This is a genomic window from Mesorhizobium sp. M1273 (assembly GCF_040318195.1).
GTDB lineage: Bacteria > Pseudomonadota > Alphaproteobacteria > Rhizobiales > Rhizobiaceae > Mesorhizobium.
In genome coordinates, this window is the sequence record NZ_JAMYLV010000017.1 from 16735 (window position 1) to 32931 (window position 16197).

The window sequence follows — 16197 nt, forward strand, 5'->3', positions numbered from 1 at the left end:
ACCACAAACCAAGCTTATCCTTCCAGAGCTGCCAAATCCAGCAATTTGGGCTTGTGGCTGAATCAAGAAGTCTTCCTACCGCCGCAGCAAGAAAGGGCGGATCAGAACCTTCCGCCTGGTGGCTGCGAACTCGATCGCATCAATCGCGGGAGGGATCCGCGCGGCGTCAAGCTCGTCGAGGCGACATGTTTCGGCAGGGCGCTGAACCGGTCGGCAAAATCTCCGGTCTCCTTGGGCCACGAGCCGGCAAAGATCTCATAGGTCGTGCGCCCCAAAAGCATGGCGCCGCTGTCGGCATGCTCGTCTTCCTTGAATTTTTGCATCTCATCGTTCCAGGTCACGCTCGGCAGCTTCTCGATCTCGGCGATGCCATCGACGCTCATGAATTCGGTGACGATAAGTTTCGCATGGCGGGCTCCTTTCGTTGGGGGCCGCGCCGGGCGGGCCTTCCAAGAACTGCGCCGTGAAAAGAAAATAGAGCAGCGCATTGTTGTTTTTAGTCGATATCAGACACGATCGTCGACCTCCGCTAGATAAGCATGATCAAGCAGACAGCCGGCCTGCCGATGCTGGTCGGCAGCGGTGTGACGCCCGCAATGGCCGAAGTAGACCTGCCACTCCCACAGGTCTGACGGTTTTTCAGGCCGCACTTTGCATGTTCTGTGGAAGGGCTATTTCAAGCACAGCAAGGGCTGATAACCCCACCGCATACCCCAATGCAGGGTGAACGGCATCGCCGATCCACTTCGCAAGATGTTTTCTCTTAACCGAAATGCTGGCCGGTGCGAAATCGAACCAGTCTGGAAATCCCTGAATACGAGCGGCTTCCCTAGGGGTAATTAATCGCCTTCGTTTAGGGTGAACATATCGGCCTTGCCCAGGGGTGCCAAAACCAGTTGTGATCGTCTGCGCGGGCCGATCCCAATGCATACGACCATAGACCGCTGTATAAGACGTTCCATTCTTATGACAGTCAGGGCGCTGAGCATCTGGTAGATCGTAAATATCATGGTCGAATAGATAGTCGATCCGCGCACCATTCACCTGTGTTACGGTGGGCGGCGAATTCACAAGTTCATCCGATCGAAGATCTATTAGGTCACCAATCGCCCACGAGATTGGCATTGCAGGCATTGCAAGTGTTCCGGCGTGTGTCGCCAGATGGTCAGGAGCGATCTGTCCACGCGTTGCAAGCAGAAAATGACGAGCGCGACGTTGTGCGGCCCCGAGATTGTCTGCCTTTAGTACGGACATGCTTGTGAAGTACCCGGCAGATTTAAGCAACGCCACGGCAGTAGCGACGACATCCGAATGAGAATTTTGTACGGTCGGGACGTTCTCAATTATAATGGCCTCAGCGCCAAGGGCGACTCCGAGGGCCGCAGCTGTCACGTAAAGGTCGTTCCTCGGATCCTGCCGACGGGTATGATTGTTGAGATTAGAATGTCCCTGACAAGGCGGGCCGGCAATGAAAAGGTCAACATGGCCAACATTTTCCAACTCTGGGTGCACGGTTTCCGGTTCATAGCCAAAGGAAGCGTTCTCCCCGCTACCGACTACATGGAAGTCGACAAGCGAGGAAGCGCTTGCGCCGATGGTTCGCCTAGCTCCCAAATTGTGCCGGTGGATTTCCATAGCCGTTATGTCGGTATCAATAATCAACGGGAACTCAATGTTCCTACCTATAGCTTCGGCGGCAAATTTGACGCCTAGCGCCAGTCCGCCTGAACCGCAAAAGGCATCGACCACTCGGAGTGGCGGTCTAGTATGAGCCGCCGGTGCCGCCTTCGCGCCGCGCAAGACAGATTGCCACCAGGCTGCATGGCCTTCAAAAACGTCGTCAGCGAGATTAGGGATGACGGTGTCATACTGCGTGTCAGAGACGCGGACGTGCCGAACCAATTCCTTTGCTCTGGTGGAGAACGAATGCTGCATAGACGACCTCACGGGATATCCGAGGCAATCCGCTCCCATTCCGACTCAATGAACTGCGTTGCCCGACTCTCACTCATTACCTCAAACATGAGATTTGATCGAGCTCTTTTCAGCTGCTTCGCCAACGCGCGTATCTGGTCTATCTTAAGGCGAGACTTGCGCTTCTTAGACAACGGGAATTGGAAAGAGATGAGAGCTCTGGCGAAGGTTCTCACATCGCCGTAACCCTGGCGGAAAAGATGACTTCGCCAAAAATCTATGTCACCAACGCGCGCCAAGTCGTACTCGTTGGATTGCGCCCGGTCAAAAGCGATTTCCGCCCTCAACCACAAGCGGTACAGCAAATTTTCAGCCGCCCCACCAATTCCAAAGTTCTTTAGATTTCTCTTCCGCCCGTAACGACCGTCGACCACTGGCAGGCAATGTGCCACCGAAAGCCAAATCCAGAACTCCGGATCGGCCAGTGCGATATGCGTCGGGAGTACCTGATGTACCAACGGTGATGCAGCCGCTTCGAATCTGCCTCCATCTAGTCCATGTTCGGATTTGCTAGACGCCAGTAGCTCTAGCAGCTGGGTAGAAAGATCTTCTGCAATACCGACCCAGTCCTCGTCAGAACCCTCGTCGTTAAACCGAATTTCGGGAAGGGCCTTTTGCTCCCCGCTCTCCGCAGGGCTGCGAAGGTATGTGCGAGCCTCGGCCTTGTTAACAATCGGGTAAGGCATGAAATATCCTATCTCAACGACTGAACGACGGATAAGCGGTCCTGCAGGAGCGCTTTGGCGCGCGCCGGGCTCGCGACGATCGATTTTAAATCTTCCAGCTTCATCGCGTTTTCTTTTCCGAGTTGCTTTAGAAGCGTTGTGAGTGGGCTATTTGGATGGGGCGCCTGTAAATCTTTCCAATCGTCGTAGCTGTCTGAAAGTACCGACTGAACGATCTCGGCTGCTAGCATCGGTTGAAACGCTTCACCTAGCGCCGGCGAGGAGACGAGCCGGTTATGCGCATCTAGATGGATGTATACAGTAGCGACGGAGCCTCCTTCTTCGGGCTCTTCAGCAATTCCGCCAGCGTATTCTACAAAGTAGAGAGTCTTCGCGGGAAGGCTTGCGGCAATCCAGTCTTCGTCGGTTCGCGTACGAAGGTCGAATAGCGTATGTGCAGAGCGAGACCGCAAGGCGAACGTTTTGCGAGCCACCCAATGGCCTCCAACGAACGGTGCACCTGGTATCGGAGCGCGATCGCTACGGAGGCACAAGGCCAGCGACAGCTCCAGGTTCCGGCCGCCAGCGAAATCCGATAGGACGTCGCTTCCTATATTCCATCTATCCGGTGGGTCGCCATCCCCGACGGTATATCGCTCTATAATCATTGAACGCTTAAGAAACGAATGCGTAGCGACTAGGACTACCTCCAGATCATCCGATGTTAGGCCGGCGGGCATCCAGTTTGAAGGGTCCGCCAGGACCGGGTGGACGGCCAGATCTAACTTTTGAAAATCGATTTCATCCAGATCGAAAGAGGTCTCGATTGAAACATCTCCATGCTTATACAATCTGATCGCGCTAGCCTGGAGCGCGTCTTCGGCCTTTTGCGCCTGAAAAAAAGGGCGCACTTCCCGCGGCTCTTCTCGATGCCATTTCGCGACCATCACTGTTCACCTACGGCTTCAATCTCAGGAACGAATCTAACTGTCCAAAGAGGGTTGTACGCCTCAGTGTCACATTTAAACTTGACACTTGTGTCAGGGGGTAGTTGGAAGACGCTCCAGTCGGGGTCACTGGAATCGGGTTCCAAAGCGACATCGGCTGCGATCTTCACAGCAAGAGATTCGCCTACATGCCCATCCTCAATCACAGGACAGCTAATTCTCACACGAATCCGAAGAGGCTCATCGCTCTCCTCGGCTTTCATGCGTACGCTAAACGAGGCTCTCAGCCTCAGAGAAGCTCCATCCGCCTCCGCGCGAGGCTCTTTGTCGTAAGTAAGGTGTATCGGTGCAGCCGATGCATCGTGCTTGGGCGGGGTGCCTTTTTTTGACGGTGTCAGAAAACTCGCGAGGGTTCGTTCAAGTAGAGTAAGGCGCTTGGGGCGTGGGGGAGGTGGTGGGATCGCCGTTTTCTGGGAATTTTTCACTGCACGCCGAATGCTCGAAAGCACTCTTGAGACGATAGCTTTCTTTTCGCCAGTTTGGTCCTGGAGCCGTCTTGCGTCTGGGTCCCACCTATCGTGCGCGGGCGGCTCAGCGGATCTCAGAATGTCGTCGATGCCGTCGGAAGCAATGAATGCGCCTGCCATCGTTGGCGACCCAACGTTCCACGCGCGATGATAAGCTACCACCATTAAAGGTGCTCTGATGAGAGCGACTGCATCCGCCCTTGCTTCCCCAACCACAAAATCGCCGTCGTCAGTCTGCTCAAGGACGGTGAGGCCCATCGTCCCTTCGTTCTTGCCGACAGTCTTCTGGAAGTGGGTTTTGTTGTTGGTCGGCGATATTCCCGCAGCAATATCGAACGCCTCAAGGAAAGGGCGCAGCTGGTCGCGCTTCCGAGGCCGAGGGTAAGACACCCCCCCATCCTCGCCGATGACCTTAACATCAAGTTTGTGGGAAATCAGCCGGGGCCACCACCAGTCTTCGACACCCTCCAAAATGCCCTGCGAGTTCAGCAACGAGTCCACAATGAGAACGGATGTTCCAAGGTCATCTAGATCCCTTTGCTCAAAACCCAAAGCGGCAGCCATTTCATCGGCCTCATCGCCAAGCAGCGGTTCTACTACCGGCTGCGCGTCAAGGCCTGGTGTCTTGTCATGACCAAACCAGGCTCGTCCGGTAAACGTGCGCTCGGAATGCTTGTGCTTTCTGTAGTAGCCGCAGCCGAACAATATTGAGATAGGCTCTCCTGCGCTGTCCTTTGTCCGGCTGTAGGCAAAGATCGTTAGTATGCCCGAGTTCGAACTATATACAGATTTTCCGTAACCGTAGGACCCCCCGGTGCCATGTTCGCTATGTTCCTTCCCGCCGTCGCCTAATGTCAGCAAAAAACGATAAAACTTGGAATCTGAGCTTGATGGATCGCCCGCAAGGCCCGTGGTATTATGGTCGTTCACAAAGAGCAGGCGAAGTGGAGCTTGGGGGTTCGACAAGCTGCCAATGCAGTTCGGCTCTCGAAAGCCAAGGCGATCGGACCGGCCTGCGATTGCCCCCAGCCCTGCCGCTTTTATGAACGCTGACTTGGCCTTGCCAGTAAGTGCCCTGCTGACAAATTCAACAGCGACCTTCCGGTCTTCGCCGTCGCGGGCGTCCACACTGTTCTGGATAGCCTCGCGGGCGACAACCCACTCCGGGTGCATACCCGAAGATGCCAAGGTATTGGTGTAAGCTTCGCCGACTGCTCCGCCCATGCGTGGATTGGCTTCAAACGCCCAATCAGGTTGCACCGTCCCCAGTTGTTTCGCCAATACGTTCAAGCGCACCCCCAACGAACTTTTGATTCTGCCTAACAGCTCGCGGCATTAGATAGAAAAGACTCGATCCTCTGCAACATGGAGCTCTGATCCGCAAGCTCGCATTGCCAGACAATCAATACTTGCCAACCACTTTGTTGCAGCTCATCCCGTTTCCGGTCATCACGCTGCCGGTTTCCCACGATTTTCTGCGACCAAAATTCCGATCTCGTCTTCGGCAAACTGCCCAATTTGCACGAGTGCCCATGCCAGAAACAGCCATGAACAAAGATCGCCACCTTTCTCCTAGGGAACACAATATCGGGCGTCCCCGGTAAATTTTTGACGTGTATCCGATACCTCCAACCCCTTGAATGAAGTAATTGGCGAATCGTCATCTCTGGCTTTGTATTGCGTTGCTTTACGCGTGCCATGAGCGCGCCGCGGCGTTCAGGCGACAGAGGGTCGGTCACAGCGACGCGCTATTCAATATGGAAACCTTGCTCAGCGCGAGCCCCGCTTTCACTGAAGCGCTCCTTAATGCCCTGGACAGCCTTCTGGAGCGCTTTCACGATCTTACGAGTGTCGTCTTCACTGAAGTCGTAGGCAGCCCTATTTGACAAATTCCCTACCAGCCGAATTTGTTCCAGCGCCTTTCCTACCCGTTGGTTAGCCAACTTGACAAACTTCGCCCGCTTATCGCGCATTAAATCCATTCCGAGTCAAAAACGCAAAACTTTGCACAAATGTCTCACACATTCTGAAAATGTGCAAGAAATATGCTGCGCTCAGCACGGATGTATCTTACAGGATGTCCCCAACCTCGGCAAAAGCAAGTCACACTCGGCCTAAATGTTGACGCTTGTCGCTCGGAAACCGAGGTCGGAGAGGGCTCAACATACCGCGAAAGTTCGGATCGGCAGCGCCATCATACCCCTTGCACATCTGCCGGTTTCATCCTAGCCTTCCCTCTGAGAAAACCTTTTCCCAAATCGCCTCGCATCCGCTGACCTCACCATTCAGCACCCTCGCGGCGGCATAAGAGAAAAGCTTTTCCCCCCTGGGCGGATCGATATCCAAATCATGGCGTCCGACGCGCAGCCAACGCCCGCCAAGCAGCCCATCACGCTGCGTGAGGTGGCGGCCATTGCCGGCGTCAGCGTCGCCACGGCATCGAAGGCGCTGAACGGGCAGGGGCGGATGACTGCCGAGACGCGGACCCGGATTCGCGAGACGGTGCTGCGGCTTGGTTTTCGCCCGAACAGCCTGGCGCAGAGCCTCTTGCGGCGACGCAGCTTTACCGTCGGCCTTTTGACCAACGACACTCTATCACCGCGCCTTCGGCGCGCATTTGTGACGGTCACCGCCCTCATGAAGCAACTCTGATCCCAAATATCATCGTGCGATGCCAAGCCGTTGCGGGAGGGGATGCGGGTAACGTCAGCAAAGTGGAACAATCCGGCAGCCGGCGGGTTTGTACGATGAAGGGCGATCTGTTTCGGAGGAAGATTACGATGAAACGCGTCCTTGCCCAACATGCGGTGCGACTGATGCTCGGCGGTGTAACCGCCTGCCTGCTCACGGTCGTCGAGATTCCAAACCCAATTGCGCCATTGTCGCTTGTGTCCGAGGCAAGGGCCGCCACCACCGTTTCGATCAGCACGTTCTACGAAGACCTGTCTTCCTATGGTGATTGGGTCTCGTATCACGGAGCGACCGTTTTCGTGCCGGTTGATGTGCCTGACGATTGGCGTCCGTATACGCTTGGACACTGGGTCTATACCGAGCAGTATGGCTGGCTCTGGGTGTCCGACGAGCCATTCGGCTGGGCGACGTACCATTACGGCCGGTGGGGCTATGCCGACGATATCGGCTGGTACTGGGTTCCGGGCACTCGCTGGGCGCCAGCATGGGTGAGTTGGCGTCGTGACAGAGAGCACATCATTTGGGCGCCGCTGCCGCCCCGCCGCGATCCGGATTTGATTTCAATCGAGGTGACCTTCGACACGACGCCGGATTATTACTGGGTTGTGGTCCCCACCCGCGAATTCCTTGCCGCGGACATTTCTGTGGTCGTTATTCGTGATGAGCCGGAGTTTGTGCGCATTGTCGAGGCGGCCGAACCGGCCGGCGACGTGACGATCCAGAACAATTCGGTGATCAACAAAGTCATTGATGTCGATGTGATCGAAAAGGAGACGAACCAGAAGGTGACTGCCGTCAAGGTCAGCAAGACCGACGCGCCCGAGAAGTCCGGCAAACTGGAAAACGATAGGGTCGCTGTCTTTGAGGGCGAGGTGAAAGCCGACCCTAAGGCCAAACCAGCTAAGCTCAAAGACATCGAAGAGGTGAAGCAGGTTCAGGCTGGCCGGAAATCGAAGCCGACCGAAGGCGCTGCAACGACCGAGCAGGCCAAGCCCGAAGAAACCGCCAAGCCTGAGAAGCCGAAGGCCAAGGAGCAGCCGGCCACCGAGCAGCAGCAGGCCGAGCCCGGCAAGGCGGCCAAGCCTGAGAAGCCGAAGGCCGGGGAGCAGCCCGCCGCCAAGCAGCAGCAGGCCGAGCCGGAACAGGCGGCCAAGCCTGAGAAGCCGAAGACCAAGAAGCAGCCCGCCGCCGAGCAGCAGCAGGCCGAACCGGAACAGGCGGCCAAGCCCGAGAAACCGAAGACCAAGAAGCAGCCCGCCGCCGAGCAGCAGCAGGCTGAGCCCGAACAGACGGCCAAGCCTGAAAAGCGGAAGGCCAAGAAGCAGGCCGCTGCCGAGCAGCAGCAGGCTGAGCCGGAGCAGGCTGCCAAGCCTGAGAAGCGGAAGGCCAAGGAGCAGCCAGCGGCCGAGCAGCAGCAGGCCGAGCCCGAGCAGGCGGTCAAGCCCAAGCCACAGAAACAGAAAAACAAGGCGTGCGATCCACAGACTGAGAACTGCTAGTTCTGCGGGTAGACTGCGGCACCGCGATTATTCGGTCGCGGTGCCCGCTGAACGGCAATGCACGCCAAAGCTGCTCGCCCTCTTTCCTTCGGGCCCCCATGGCAGATCCTGGACCCAGGGCAGCGAGTCGTACTTGACTGCCGAACATGCCTGTAACCAGGCCATTCCCTCTTGCCATCCTTGCATCCTTCCCCTAATCTTGTTTTTGAGAAAACCTTTTCCCAAACCGCCCCACGTCCGCTGACCGCACTATTCAGCGCCTCGCAGGGCCATAAGAGAAAAGCTTTTCTCAAACGGGAGGATCGATATCCGAATCATGGCGTCCGATGCGCAGCCAACGCCTGTCAAGCAGCCAGTCACCCTCCGCGAGGTGGCGGCCCTTGCCGGCGTCAGCGTCGCCACGGCCTCAAAAGCGCTGAACGGGCAGGGGCGGATGACGGCCGAGACGCGGACGCGTATTCGCGAGACGGCGCAGCGGCTTGGCTTTCGCCCGAACAGCCTGGCGCAGAGCCTGTTGCGGCGGCGCTCCTTTACCGTCGGCCTGTTGACCAACGACACCTATGGCCGCTTTTCGCTGCCGCTGATGGCCGGCGTTTCCGATGCGCTGGTCGATGCCGGCGTCTCGGTGTTCCTGTGCAATGTCGAGGACGACCCGCGCCTTGCCCAGCTGCATGTCGATGCCATGCTCGACAAGCGCGTCGACGGCATCATCGCCACTGGCAAGCGCATCGACCGCCACCTGCCGGTCGATCTCGCCAATCTCGGCATTCCGGCGATCTACGCCTTCACCGAGCCCGATCCCGGCTCCATCGCCTTCGTCTCCGATGATGCCGGCGGGGCGCGGCTGGCGGTCGAGCATTTCTGCCGGCTCGGGCGGCGGCGCATCGCCCACGTCAGCGGTCCGGCGAGCTTTGCCGTGGTGCATGCGCGGGCCGAGGCCTATCGCGCGGTGCTGGCCGAGAACGGCCTGCCGGTCATGGAGCCGCTGCTCGGCCCGTGGTCGGAGGCCTGGGGCCATGAGGCGATCGGAAAGCTGTTCGACGGCGAGGGGCTCAATGGCACGCGCGAAAAACCCGATGCGGTGTTTTGCGGCAACGACCAGATCGCGCGCGGCGTCATCGACGCTTTGCGCGAGCGCGGTATCGGCGTGCCGGACGAGGTCGGCGTCATCGGCTTCGACAATTGGCAGATCGTCGCCGAGGCGACCCGGCCGCCGTTGACCTCCGTCGATATGAACCTTTCAGCACTTGGCCGCGAGGCCGGCCTTGCCTTGCTTTCGCTCGTCGGCGGCGAACCCGCTTTGCCGGGCATCAGAAAACTGCCGTGCCGGCTGGTGGTGCGTCAGTCATGCGGCCGTCCGCCGGACGGCTGAACGAAACGGGCCGTGTCGATAGTCACCCGCTTGGGGGCGCGGCTAAATTAAGACGCTAAATTAAAACCATGTGGAGGAGAAGCATGAGAACCACCATTACCGGGCTCGCCATCGCCGCGAGCATTTTGGGCACGCTGGCAACAGTCGGCTCGGCCGCCGCCGACACTGCCAACATCTGGGTTCGCGCCGACGGCTCGAACTTCATGCCGCGCATCGTCGATGCCTTCAACAAGGGGCATCAGAACCAGATCAAGCTCGACATCATCCCCAATGCCGAAATCATTCCGAAATACGGCGCTGCCGCTGCCGGCGGCACGGCGCCCGATGCGCTGTCGCTCGACCTGATCTACACGCCGTCTTTCGCTGCCGCCGGCCAGCTCGAAGACATCACCGACTGGGCGAAATCGCTGCCTTATTTCGCCAGCCTGTCGCCGGCGCATGTCAAGACCGGCACCTATAAGGGCCGCATCTACGGGCTGCCGTTCTCGGCCGATAGTTCGGTGCTGATCTGGAACAAGAAGCTGTTCAAGCAGGCCGGCCTCGATCCGGAAAAGGGCCCGACCAACTGGGCCGAGATCGAAGCCGACGCCGAAAAGGTCAACGCGCTCGGCGGCGACATCAAGGGTTTCTACTTCTCCGGCAATTGCGGCGGCTGCAACATCTTCACCTTCACGCCGCTGATCTGGGCCTCGGGCGGCGACATCCTGACCGAGGACGGCTCCAAGGCGACGCTGGACACGCCGCAGATGCGCGGTGCCATCGACCTCTACCGTTCGATGGTCAAGAAGGACCTGGTGCCTTCAGGCGCGCAGACCGACACCGGCTCCAACTTCTTTGCCGCCTTCGCCACAGGCAATATCGGCATCTCGCCGTCCGGCGCCTTCGCCATCGGCGCACTCAACACGCAATATCCCGATATCGACTACGGCATCACCTTCCTGCCCGGCAAGGATGGCGGCTGGTCGTCGTTTGCCGGCGGCGACAATTTCGTCGTCACCAAGGGCACCACCAAGGTGGCGGTGGTGAAGGAGTTCCTCGACTTCGCCTATTCGCTCGAGGGCCAGACCATTTTGGCGAAATACGGCAGCCTGCCGGTGCGCGGCGACATCGCCAATGAGGCGCTGAAGGAACTCGACCCGCGCTACAAGGTTGCCGCCGAAGCCATGGCCAAGGGCCGCACGCCCTATTCGGTGGTGTTCAACGACCTGATCAACTCGGCCAACGGTCCGTGGAACCAGATGATGAACGAGGTCTTCTTCGGCGAAGACGTCGACGGCGCCATCGCCAACGCGCAGGAAACGATGCAGTCGATCATCGATTCGGCGCCGCAGAAGTAAAGCGCCGGCGCCCACCTCCCCCTCGAGGGGAGGTCGGACCAAAGGTCCGGGTGGGGTCGTTGCGGCAGTGCTCGACGTTCCTGTCGGCGCACTTCGCAGACGACCCCACCCCCGGCCTTCGGCCGGACCCTCCCCTCAAGGGGGAGGGGGACGTCCCGCCAATGGAACAACAGGCATGAGCACCATCACAGTACGCCGTCGCAACGTTGGCTCCCCCTTCTCCCCTTGTGGGAGAAGGTGTCGCCGAAGGCGACGGATGAGGGGTGCTCCAGCTTGGCTCGGACGGCATTCCTTCCAACACCCCTCATCCGTCTCGGCGCTTCGCGCCGATCCACCTTCTCCCACAAGGGGAGAAGGAGAAGGCCAGCGATGACCACCATCACAGCAACCACCGCCGCGCCAGCGCGCGCATACAAACTGGTCGGCGCCGGCCGACGGCAGTGGATCGGCCTGCTCTATGTCGCGCCGGCCGTCGCCCTGGTCGTCGTCTTCTTCATCGTGCCGCTTTGCATGACCGCCTGGATGTCGCTGCACAACTGGCCGCTGATGGGCGCGCACAGCTTTATCGGGCTCGACAATTACTGGGCGATCCTGCGCGATACCCGTTTCTGGAACGCGCTGAAGTTCACCGGCTATTACACGGTGGTGGTGACGATCGCGATCTTCGCCGTCGCCTTTCCGCTGGCGCTGTTCATCGAAAGGCCGCGGCAGCTGACCGGCTTCTACCGCACGTCCTTCTTCATGCCGGCGGTCATCGGCTTCGCCTCGGCCAGCCTTTTGTGGTCGTGGCTGCTCAATGTCGATTCCGGCCTGTTCAGCCCGGCCGCTTTCGAGCTCGGCCTGACCGAGAAGAAATTCAACCTGCTGGCGACCTTCCAGCCGGCCTTCTGGTCGATCATCGCCATGGTGGTGTGGAAGGTGGCGGGCTTCACCATGATCATCCTGATGACCGGCCTGCAGTCGATCCCGCCGGACCTGCAGGAGGCGGCGATGATCGACGGGGCAGGGCCATTCGCGCGGTTCCGGGCGATTACCTTGCCCTTGATGCGCCGCACGCTGGCGCTGGCGCTGATCCTGTCGGTCGCCGGCTCGATCCTCGCCTTCGACCAGTTCTACATCATCCTGCGCGGCGGCCCGCGCAACCAGACGCTGACCGCCGTCTACTGGATCTTCAACCAGTCCTTCGTGTCGTTCAAGCTCGGCTATGGCGCCGCACTTTCGATGGTCCTGCTGGTCATCCTGGTGGCGCTCAGCCTTATCCAGCTGCGGCTGCTGCGCAATCCGGAAGGGGTCGACTGATGGCGCAGGCAAGGAGCCGCAAACGCCGCATCGGCATGCAGATCGCCGAGCACTCGACCGGCATCATCGCGTCCATACTGTTCCTGGCGCCGATCGCCTGGACGGTGCTTTCGGCCTTCAAGCCGGCGCAGGAGGCGCGCCAGCCGCCGCTGCCGCCGTGGCCGACCAGCGGCATCTCGCTCGAGAACTACGCCACCCTCAACACCTTCGGCGACGGCCTCTGGCTGCCGGCGCAAAACAGCATCTACGTCTCGGTCATGACGGTGGTGCTGTCGGTGATCGTCAGCGTGCTCGCCGGCTACGGTTTCTCGCGCTTCCGCTTTCCGCTGAAGAACCTGCTGTTCGTCGTCATCCTGTCGACGATCATGATCCCGTTCCAGTCGATCCTGACGCCGATCTTCCTGGTGCTGACCAAGATCGGCCTGCACAACACGCTGACCGGGCTGGTCTGCGTCTACGTCACGCTGCAGCTGCCGTTCTCGATCTTTATGATGCGCAACGCCTTCGACGCGGTGCCGCGCGAGATCGAGGAGGCCGCGCGCATGGACGGCGCCAACAACGTCACCATGCTGCTGAGGGTGATGCTGCCGCTGGTCTGGCCGGGCATCGTCACCATCGCGCTGTTCGCCTTCCTCGGCGCCTGGAACGAGTTTTTGGCGGCGCTGGTGCTGATGACGGACCAGTCGAAATTCACGCTGCCGATCATGATGACGGCGCTGCAGTCCGGCCGCTTCGGCGCCATCGACTGGGGCGCCGTGCAGGCCGGCGTCACCGTCATGATGGTGCCGTGCCTGGTGCTCTTCCTTTTGCTGCAGCGCTTCTACATCCGCGGCCTGATGGCAGGGGCCGTGAAGTGACCAATCGAACCGAACCGGAGTAAATTGATGACCGCATCGCAATCCGCCAGTCAGGGCGCCAAGCCGAAACTCGCCTTCCGCCCGCTGCCGGTGCCGCAGGTCGATGTGCGCGGCTTCTGGGGCGACCGCGTCGATGCCGTCGCCTCGAAGACCGCCGGCATCCTCTACGACCGCTGCGTCGAGGCGCGCATGCTCGAGCAGATCGACCCGGACCGGCCGTCGCCCGGCGTCGTCATCCCGTTCCACTCACCTTCACCGGACGAGGCGGCCACCGCCGGCAACGAGTTCACCGGATCGACGGTGACGACGCAGATGTTCTGGGACTCCGATTGGGGCAAGACCATCGAGACCGCCGCCTATTCGCTCTATCGCCGCCGCAACGACGAGCTGGAGAAGAAGATCGATGCCGTCATCGACATGTATGGAAAGCTGCAGCAGCCCGACGGCTATCTGTCGAGCTGGTACCAGCGCATCCAGCCCGGCCTGCGCTGGACCAATCTGCGCGATTGCCACGAGCTCTATTGCGCCGGCCATCTGATCGAAGGCGCCGTCGCCTACTACCAGGCCACGGGAAAACGCAAGCTGCTCGACATCATGTGCCGCTACGTCGACCATATCGCCGAGACGTTCGGTCCGGAACCCGGCAAGAAGAAGGGCTATTGCGGCCACGAGGAGATCGAGCTGGCGCTGGTCAAGCTGGCGCGGGTGACGGGCGAGCGCAAATACATGGAGCTAGTCAGATACTTCATCGACCAGCGCGGCCTTGAGCCGCATTATTTCGACGAGGAGGCGCGCGCCCGCGGCGCCGACCCCAAGGCCTATCATTTCAAGACTTACGAATACAACCAGTCGCATAAACCGGTGCGCGAGCAGGACAAGGTCGTCGGCCATGCGGTGCGGGCGATGTATCTCTATTCGGGCATGGCCGACATCGCCACCGAATATGGCGACGACACGCTGCGGGTGGCGCTCGACCGGCTGTGGGACGACCTCATGACCAAGAACCTCTACGTCACCGGCGGCCTCGGGCCGTCGTCGCACAACGAGGGCTTTACCGCCGATTACGACCTGCCCAACGACACCGCCTATGCCGAAACCTGTGCTTCGGTCGGCCTGGTGTTCTGGGCAAGCCGCATGCTCGGCATGGGCCCCAATGCGCGCTACGCCGACATCATGGAGCGGGCGCTCTACAACGGTTCGATCTCCGGCCTGTCGCTCGACGGCTCGCTGTTCTTCTACGAGAATCCGCTCGAAAGCCGCGGCGCCCACCACCGCTGGAAATGGCACCGCTGCCCGTGCTGCCCGCCCAATGTCGGGCGCATGGTCGCCTCGATCGGCAGCTATTTCTACGGCCTGTCGGACGACGCACTCGCCGTCCATCTCTATGGAAACGGCACGGCTCGTTTCGATATTGCGGGCCGGCAGATAGAGCTCACCCAAACGAGCAATTATCCCTGGGACGGCGCGGTCTCGATCTCTGTCGAACCGGAAGCGCCGACCGAGTTCACCTTGCACCTGCGGCTGCCGGCCTGGTGCCGCAAGGCAACGCTCAAGGTCAACGGCGCCGATATCGATCTGGATGCTGTCACCAGTGACGGCTATGCCGCGATCCGCCGCGAATGGCGCAAGGGCGACCGCATCGAGCTCGACCTCGAAATGGCCGTCGACCGCCTCTACGCCAACCCGCAGGTGCGGCAGGATATCGGCCGTGTCGCACTGGCGCGCGGCCCGCTGATCTATTGCGTCGAGGAGACCGACAATTCCAGCCAGCTGCACCGCATCGCACTACCGCGCACGGCCGACATCGAGGCGCATCAGCAGCCGAACCTTCTGGGCGGCGTCGTGACACTTTCGGCGATTGCCAAAAAGGAGGCTTTCGAAAACTGGGAAGAGGGGCTCTACCGCACCGAAGCGCCGGCGGTCGAGGACGCGAAAATCACCGCCGTGCCGTATTTCGCCTGGGACAACCGCGACCCCGGCGAGATGCTGGTCTGGCTCAGAAGCGCGGGGTAGGCTGGGCGCGGCAGCGGCTCAAAGTACCTCGACCGCAGTCGCGAATATGTAGCCGGCGCCACGCTCCGTAACAATGAGCTTCGGCTCGCTCGGATTGACCTCGAGCTTGCGGCGCAGCCGCAATATCTGCACGTCGATGCTGCGGTCGAACACCTCTTCGTCGTGCACGCGGCTGGCAGCGAGAAGCTGCTCGCGGCTCAGGATCTGCTGCGGCGATTTCAGGAAGGCTGCCAGCAGGTTGAACTCGCCGGCGGTCAGCGGCGTCGCCTCGCCCGCCGCCGACCTTAGGCGCCGCATCCGCATGTCGAGCTCCCAGCCGGCAAAACGATAGCGTATGGGTTTCTTGCCGCGCGGCTGCGGCTGCGTCGACCGCGATCGCCGCAGCACGGCGCGAATGCGCGCCAGCAGCTCCCTGAGGCCGAAGGGCTTGGTGATGTAGTCGTCGGCGCCGAGTTCCAGGCCGACGACGCGATCCACCTCGTCGCACCTGTGGCCGGTGATGATGATGATGGGCGCTTCCGGCGGACTGCCGAGTTGCCGCATGATGTCGAACCCGTCCTCATCGGCAAGCCGCATGTCGAGGATCATCAGGTCTACGGGCTTTTCATTGAGGACGCGCGACATGGCCTGGCTGTCGGCGACCGTGCTGACCCTGAAGTTTTGGCTCTCCAGGTAATTGGTGAGCATATCGCGAATTTCGGGGTCGTCGTCGACGACAAGGATATGCTTCGGCGCCGCTGGCTGCTCGATACTGCCTTTCGACTGCTGTTCGTGGCGAATGTTTTGTTCGGCTGACATCTCGCACCGTCCGCAAGCATGGAACTCGTGACCGAGCCGTTGCTTTATTAAACGTCGATTTTCGGCGATTTATTGGTGAACGCCGATGATCTACGTGATCGCACACCCTGCCACAGGCTCGCTCGATGGCACATCAGCAGATTGGTAAGGTTCGGGCGGGGCTTTTTGTTCCGCTTTGCCTGGCAATGGCGGCACCTTTTGCGTTGGCCCAGAGCAAT

General features: G+C 60.0%; 14 protein-coding genes and 1 pseudogene. 7 read left to right on the forward strand and 8 right to left on the reverse strand.

Going from position 1 to position 16197, the window contains the following annotated elements; all coding sequences use genetic code 11:
* Nucleotides 1-101 precede the first annotated feature (101 nt).
* The 7 genes from NKH30_RS18965 to NKH30_RS18995 all read right to left on the reverse strand — a co-directional run bounded on the left by NKH30_RS18965 (nt 102) and on the right by NKH30_RS18995 (nt 6086).
* Entirely contained in the window at nt 102-488 is a 387-nt protein-coding gene (locus NKH30_RS18965; protein WP_352996556.1) for a dihydrofolate reductase family protein, read from the reverse strand.
* A 151-nt stretch (nt 489-639) separates the two neighbouring features.
* Nucleotides 640-1935 carry a DNA cytosine methyltransferase gene (locus tag NKH30_RS18970; protein WP_352996558.1) on the reverse strand — a complete coding sequence of 432 codons (1296 nt, stop codon included), beginning with the start codon at nt 1933-1935 and terminating at the stop codon, nt 640-642.
* Between the two features lie 8 nt (nt 1936-1943).
* Nucleotides 1944-2660 (reverse strand): DUF6339 family protein, encoded by a 717-nt coding sequence (locus tag NKH30_RS18975; RefSeq protein WP_352996560.1) that lies wholly within the window; start codon nt 2658-2660, stop codon nt 1944-1946.
* Nucleotides 2661-2668: 8 nt separating this feature from the next.
* Nucleotides 2669-3586 carry a hypothetical protein gene (locus NKH30_RS18980; protein WP_352996562.1) on the reverse strand — a complete coding sequence of 306 codons (918 nt, stop codon included), beginning with the start codon at nt 3584-3586 and terminating at the stop codon, nt 2669-2671.
* The gene (locus NKH30_RS18985) at nt 3586-5403 is read right to left on the reverse strand and encodes a hypothetical protein (protein ID WP_352996564.1); all 1818 of its coding nucleotides are present in this window, start codon (nt 5401-5403) and stop codon (nt 3586-3588) included. The genes NKH30_RS18980 and NKH30_RS18985 overlap by 1 nt, the downstream gene beginning before the upstream one ends.
* Nucleotides 5404-5432: 29 nt before the next feature.
* Nucleotides 5433-5852 carry a very short patch repair endonuclease gene (locus NKH30_RS18990; RefSeq protein ID WP_352996566.1) on the reverse strand — a complete coding sequence of 140 codons (420 nt, stop codon included), beginning with the start codon at nt 5850-5852 and terminating at the stop codon, nt 5433-5435.
* A gap of 9 nt (nt 5853-5861) precedes the next feature.
* A complete protein-coding gene (locus tag NKH30_RS18995) occupies nt 5862-6086 on the reverse strand; it encodes a hypothetical protein (RefSeq protein WP_352996568.1) in 225 nt (74 codons plus the stop codon).
* Nucleotides 6087-6462: 376 nt separating this feature from the next.
* On the opposite strand from NKH30_RS18995, the pseudogene NKH30_RS19000 reads away from it, so the two are divergent.
* From NKH30_RS19000 to NKH30_RS19030, 7 genes and pseudogenes are all read left to right on the forward strand, one after another.
* Nucleotides 6463-6705: pseudogene (locus NKH30_RS19000) on the forward strand (LacI family DNA-binding transcriptional regulator); the annotation flags it as partial.
* A gap of 155 nt (nt 6706-6860) precedes the next feature.
* Nucleotides 6861-8303 (forward strand): DUF6600 domain-containing protein, encoded by a 1443-nt coding sequence (locus tag NKH30_RS19005; protein ID WP_352996570.1) that lies wholly within the window; start codon nt 6861-6863, stop codon nt 8301-8303.
* A 316-nt stretch (nt 8304-8619) separates the two neighbouring features.
* Nucleotides 8620-9675, forward strand: a complete 1056-nt coding sequence (locus NKH30_RS19010) for a LacI family DNA-binding transcriptional regulator (protein ID WP_352996572.1) — start codon at nt 8620-8622, stop codon at nt 9673-9675.
* 83 nt (nt 9676-9758) lie between these two features.
* A complete protein-coding gene (locus tag NKH30_RS19015; RefSeq protein ID WP_352996574.1) occupies nt 9759-11012 on the forward strand; it encodes an ABC transporter substrate-binding protein in 1254 nt (417 codons plus the stop codon).
* A 369-nt stretch (nt 11013-11381) separates the two neighbouring features.
* Nucleotides 11382-12311 carry a carbohydrate ABC transporter permease gene (locus tag NKH30_RS19020; protein WP_352452309.1) on the forward strand — a complete coding sequence of 310 codons (930 nt, stop codon included), beginning with the start codon at nt 11382-11384 and terminating at the stop codon, nt 12309-12311.
* Nucleotides 12311-13168, forward strand: a complete 858-nt coding sequence (locus tag NKH30_RS19025; protein ID WP_254817449.1) for a carbohydrate ABC transporter permease — start codon at nt 12311-12313, stop codon at nt 13166-13168. The genes NKH30_RS19020 and NKH30_RS19025 overlap by 1 nt, the downstream gene beginning before the upstream one ends.
* A 27-nt stretch (nt 13169-13195) precedes the next feature.
* Nucleotides 13196-15181: a glycoside hydrolase family 127 protein gene (locus tag NKH30_RS19030; RefSeq protein ID WP_352996576.1), complete on the forward strand. Its 1986-nt coding sequence runs from the start codon at nt 13196-13198 to the stop codon at nt 15179-15181.
* 18 nt (nt 15182-15199) lie between these two features.
* Here the strand turns inward: NKH30_RS19030 and NKH30_RS19035 are convergent, their stop codons facing one another.
* Nucleotides 15200-15979: a response regulator gene (locus NKH30_RS19035; protein WP_352996578.1), complete on the reverse strand. Its 780-nt coding sequence runs from the start codon at nt 15977-15979 to the stop codon at nt 15200-15202.
* Between the last annotated feature and the right edge of the window lie 218 nt (nt 15980-16197).

Excerpts from the sequence above, each read along its gene's own strand:
- NKH30_RS19020 (WP_352452309.1), top strand. The coding sequence starts at position 11,382 with ATGACCACCATCACAGCAACCACCGCCGCGCCAGCGCGCGCATACAAA.
- NKH30_RS18980 (WP_352996562.1), bottom strand. The coding sequence starts at position 3,586 with ATGGTCGCGAAATGGCATCGAGAAGAGCCGCGGGAAGTGCGCCCTTTT.
- NKH30_RS19010 (WP_352996572.1), top strand. The coding sequence starts at position 8,620 with ATGGCGTCCGATGCGCAGCCAACGCCTGTCAAGCAGCCAGTCACCCTC.
- NKH30_RS18970 (WP_352996558.1), bottom strand. The coding sequence starts at position 1,935 with ATGCAGCATTCGTTCTCCACCAGAGCAAAGGAATTGGTTCGGCACGTC.
- NKH30_RS18965 (WP_352996556.1), bottom strand. The coding sequence starts at position 488 with ATGCGCTGCTCTATTTTCTTTTCACGGCGCAGTTCTTGGAAGGCCCGC.
- NKH30_RS19015 (WP_352996574.1), top strand. The coding sequence starts at position 9,759 with ATGAGAACCACCATTACCGGGCTCGCCATCGCCGCGAGCATTTTGGGC.
- NKH30_RS19005 (WP_352996570.1), top strand. The coding sequence starts at position 6,861 with ATGAAGGGCGATCTGTTTCGGAGGAAGATTACGATGAAACGCGTCCTT.
- NKH30_RS19025 (WP_254817449.1), top strand. The coding sequence starts at position 12,311 with ATGGCGCAGGCAAGGAGCCGCAAACGCCGCATCGGCATGCAGATCGCC.
- NKH30_RS19030 (WP_352996576.1), top strand. The coding sequence starts at position 13,196 with ATGACCGCATCGCAATCCGCCAGTCAGGGCGCCAAGCCGAAACTCGCC.
- NKH30_RS18995 (WP_352996568.1), bottom strand. The coding sequence starts at position 6,086 with ATGCGCGATAAGCGGGCGAAGTTTGTCAAGTTGGCTAACCAACGGGTA.
- NKH30_RS18975 (WP_352996560.1), bottom strand. The coding sequence starts at position 2,660 with ATGCCTTACCCGATTGTTAACAAGGCCGAGGCTCGCACATACCTTCGC.
- NKH30_RS19035 (WP_352996578.1), bottom strand. The coding sequence starts at position 15,979 with ATGTCAGCCGAACAAAACATTCGCCACGAACAGCAGTCGAAAGGCAGT.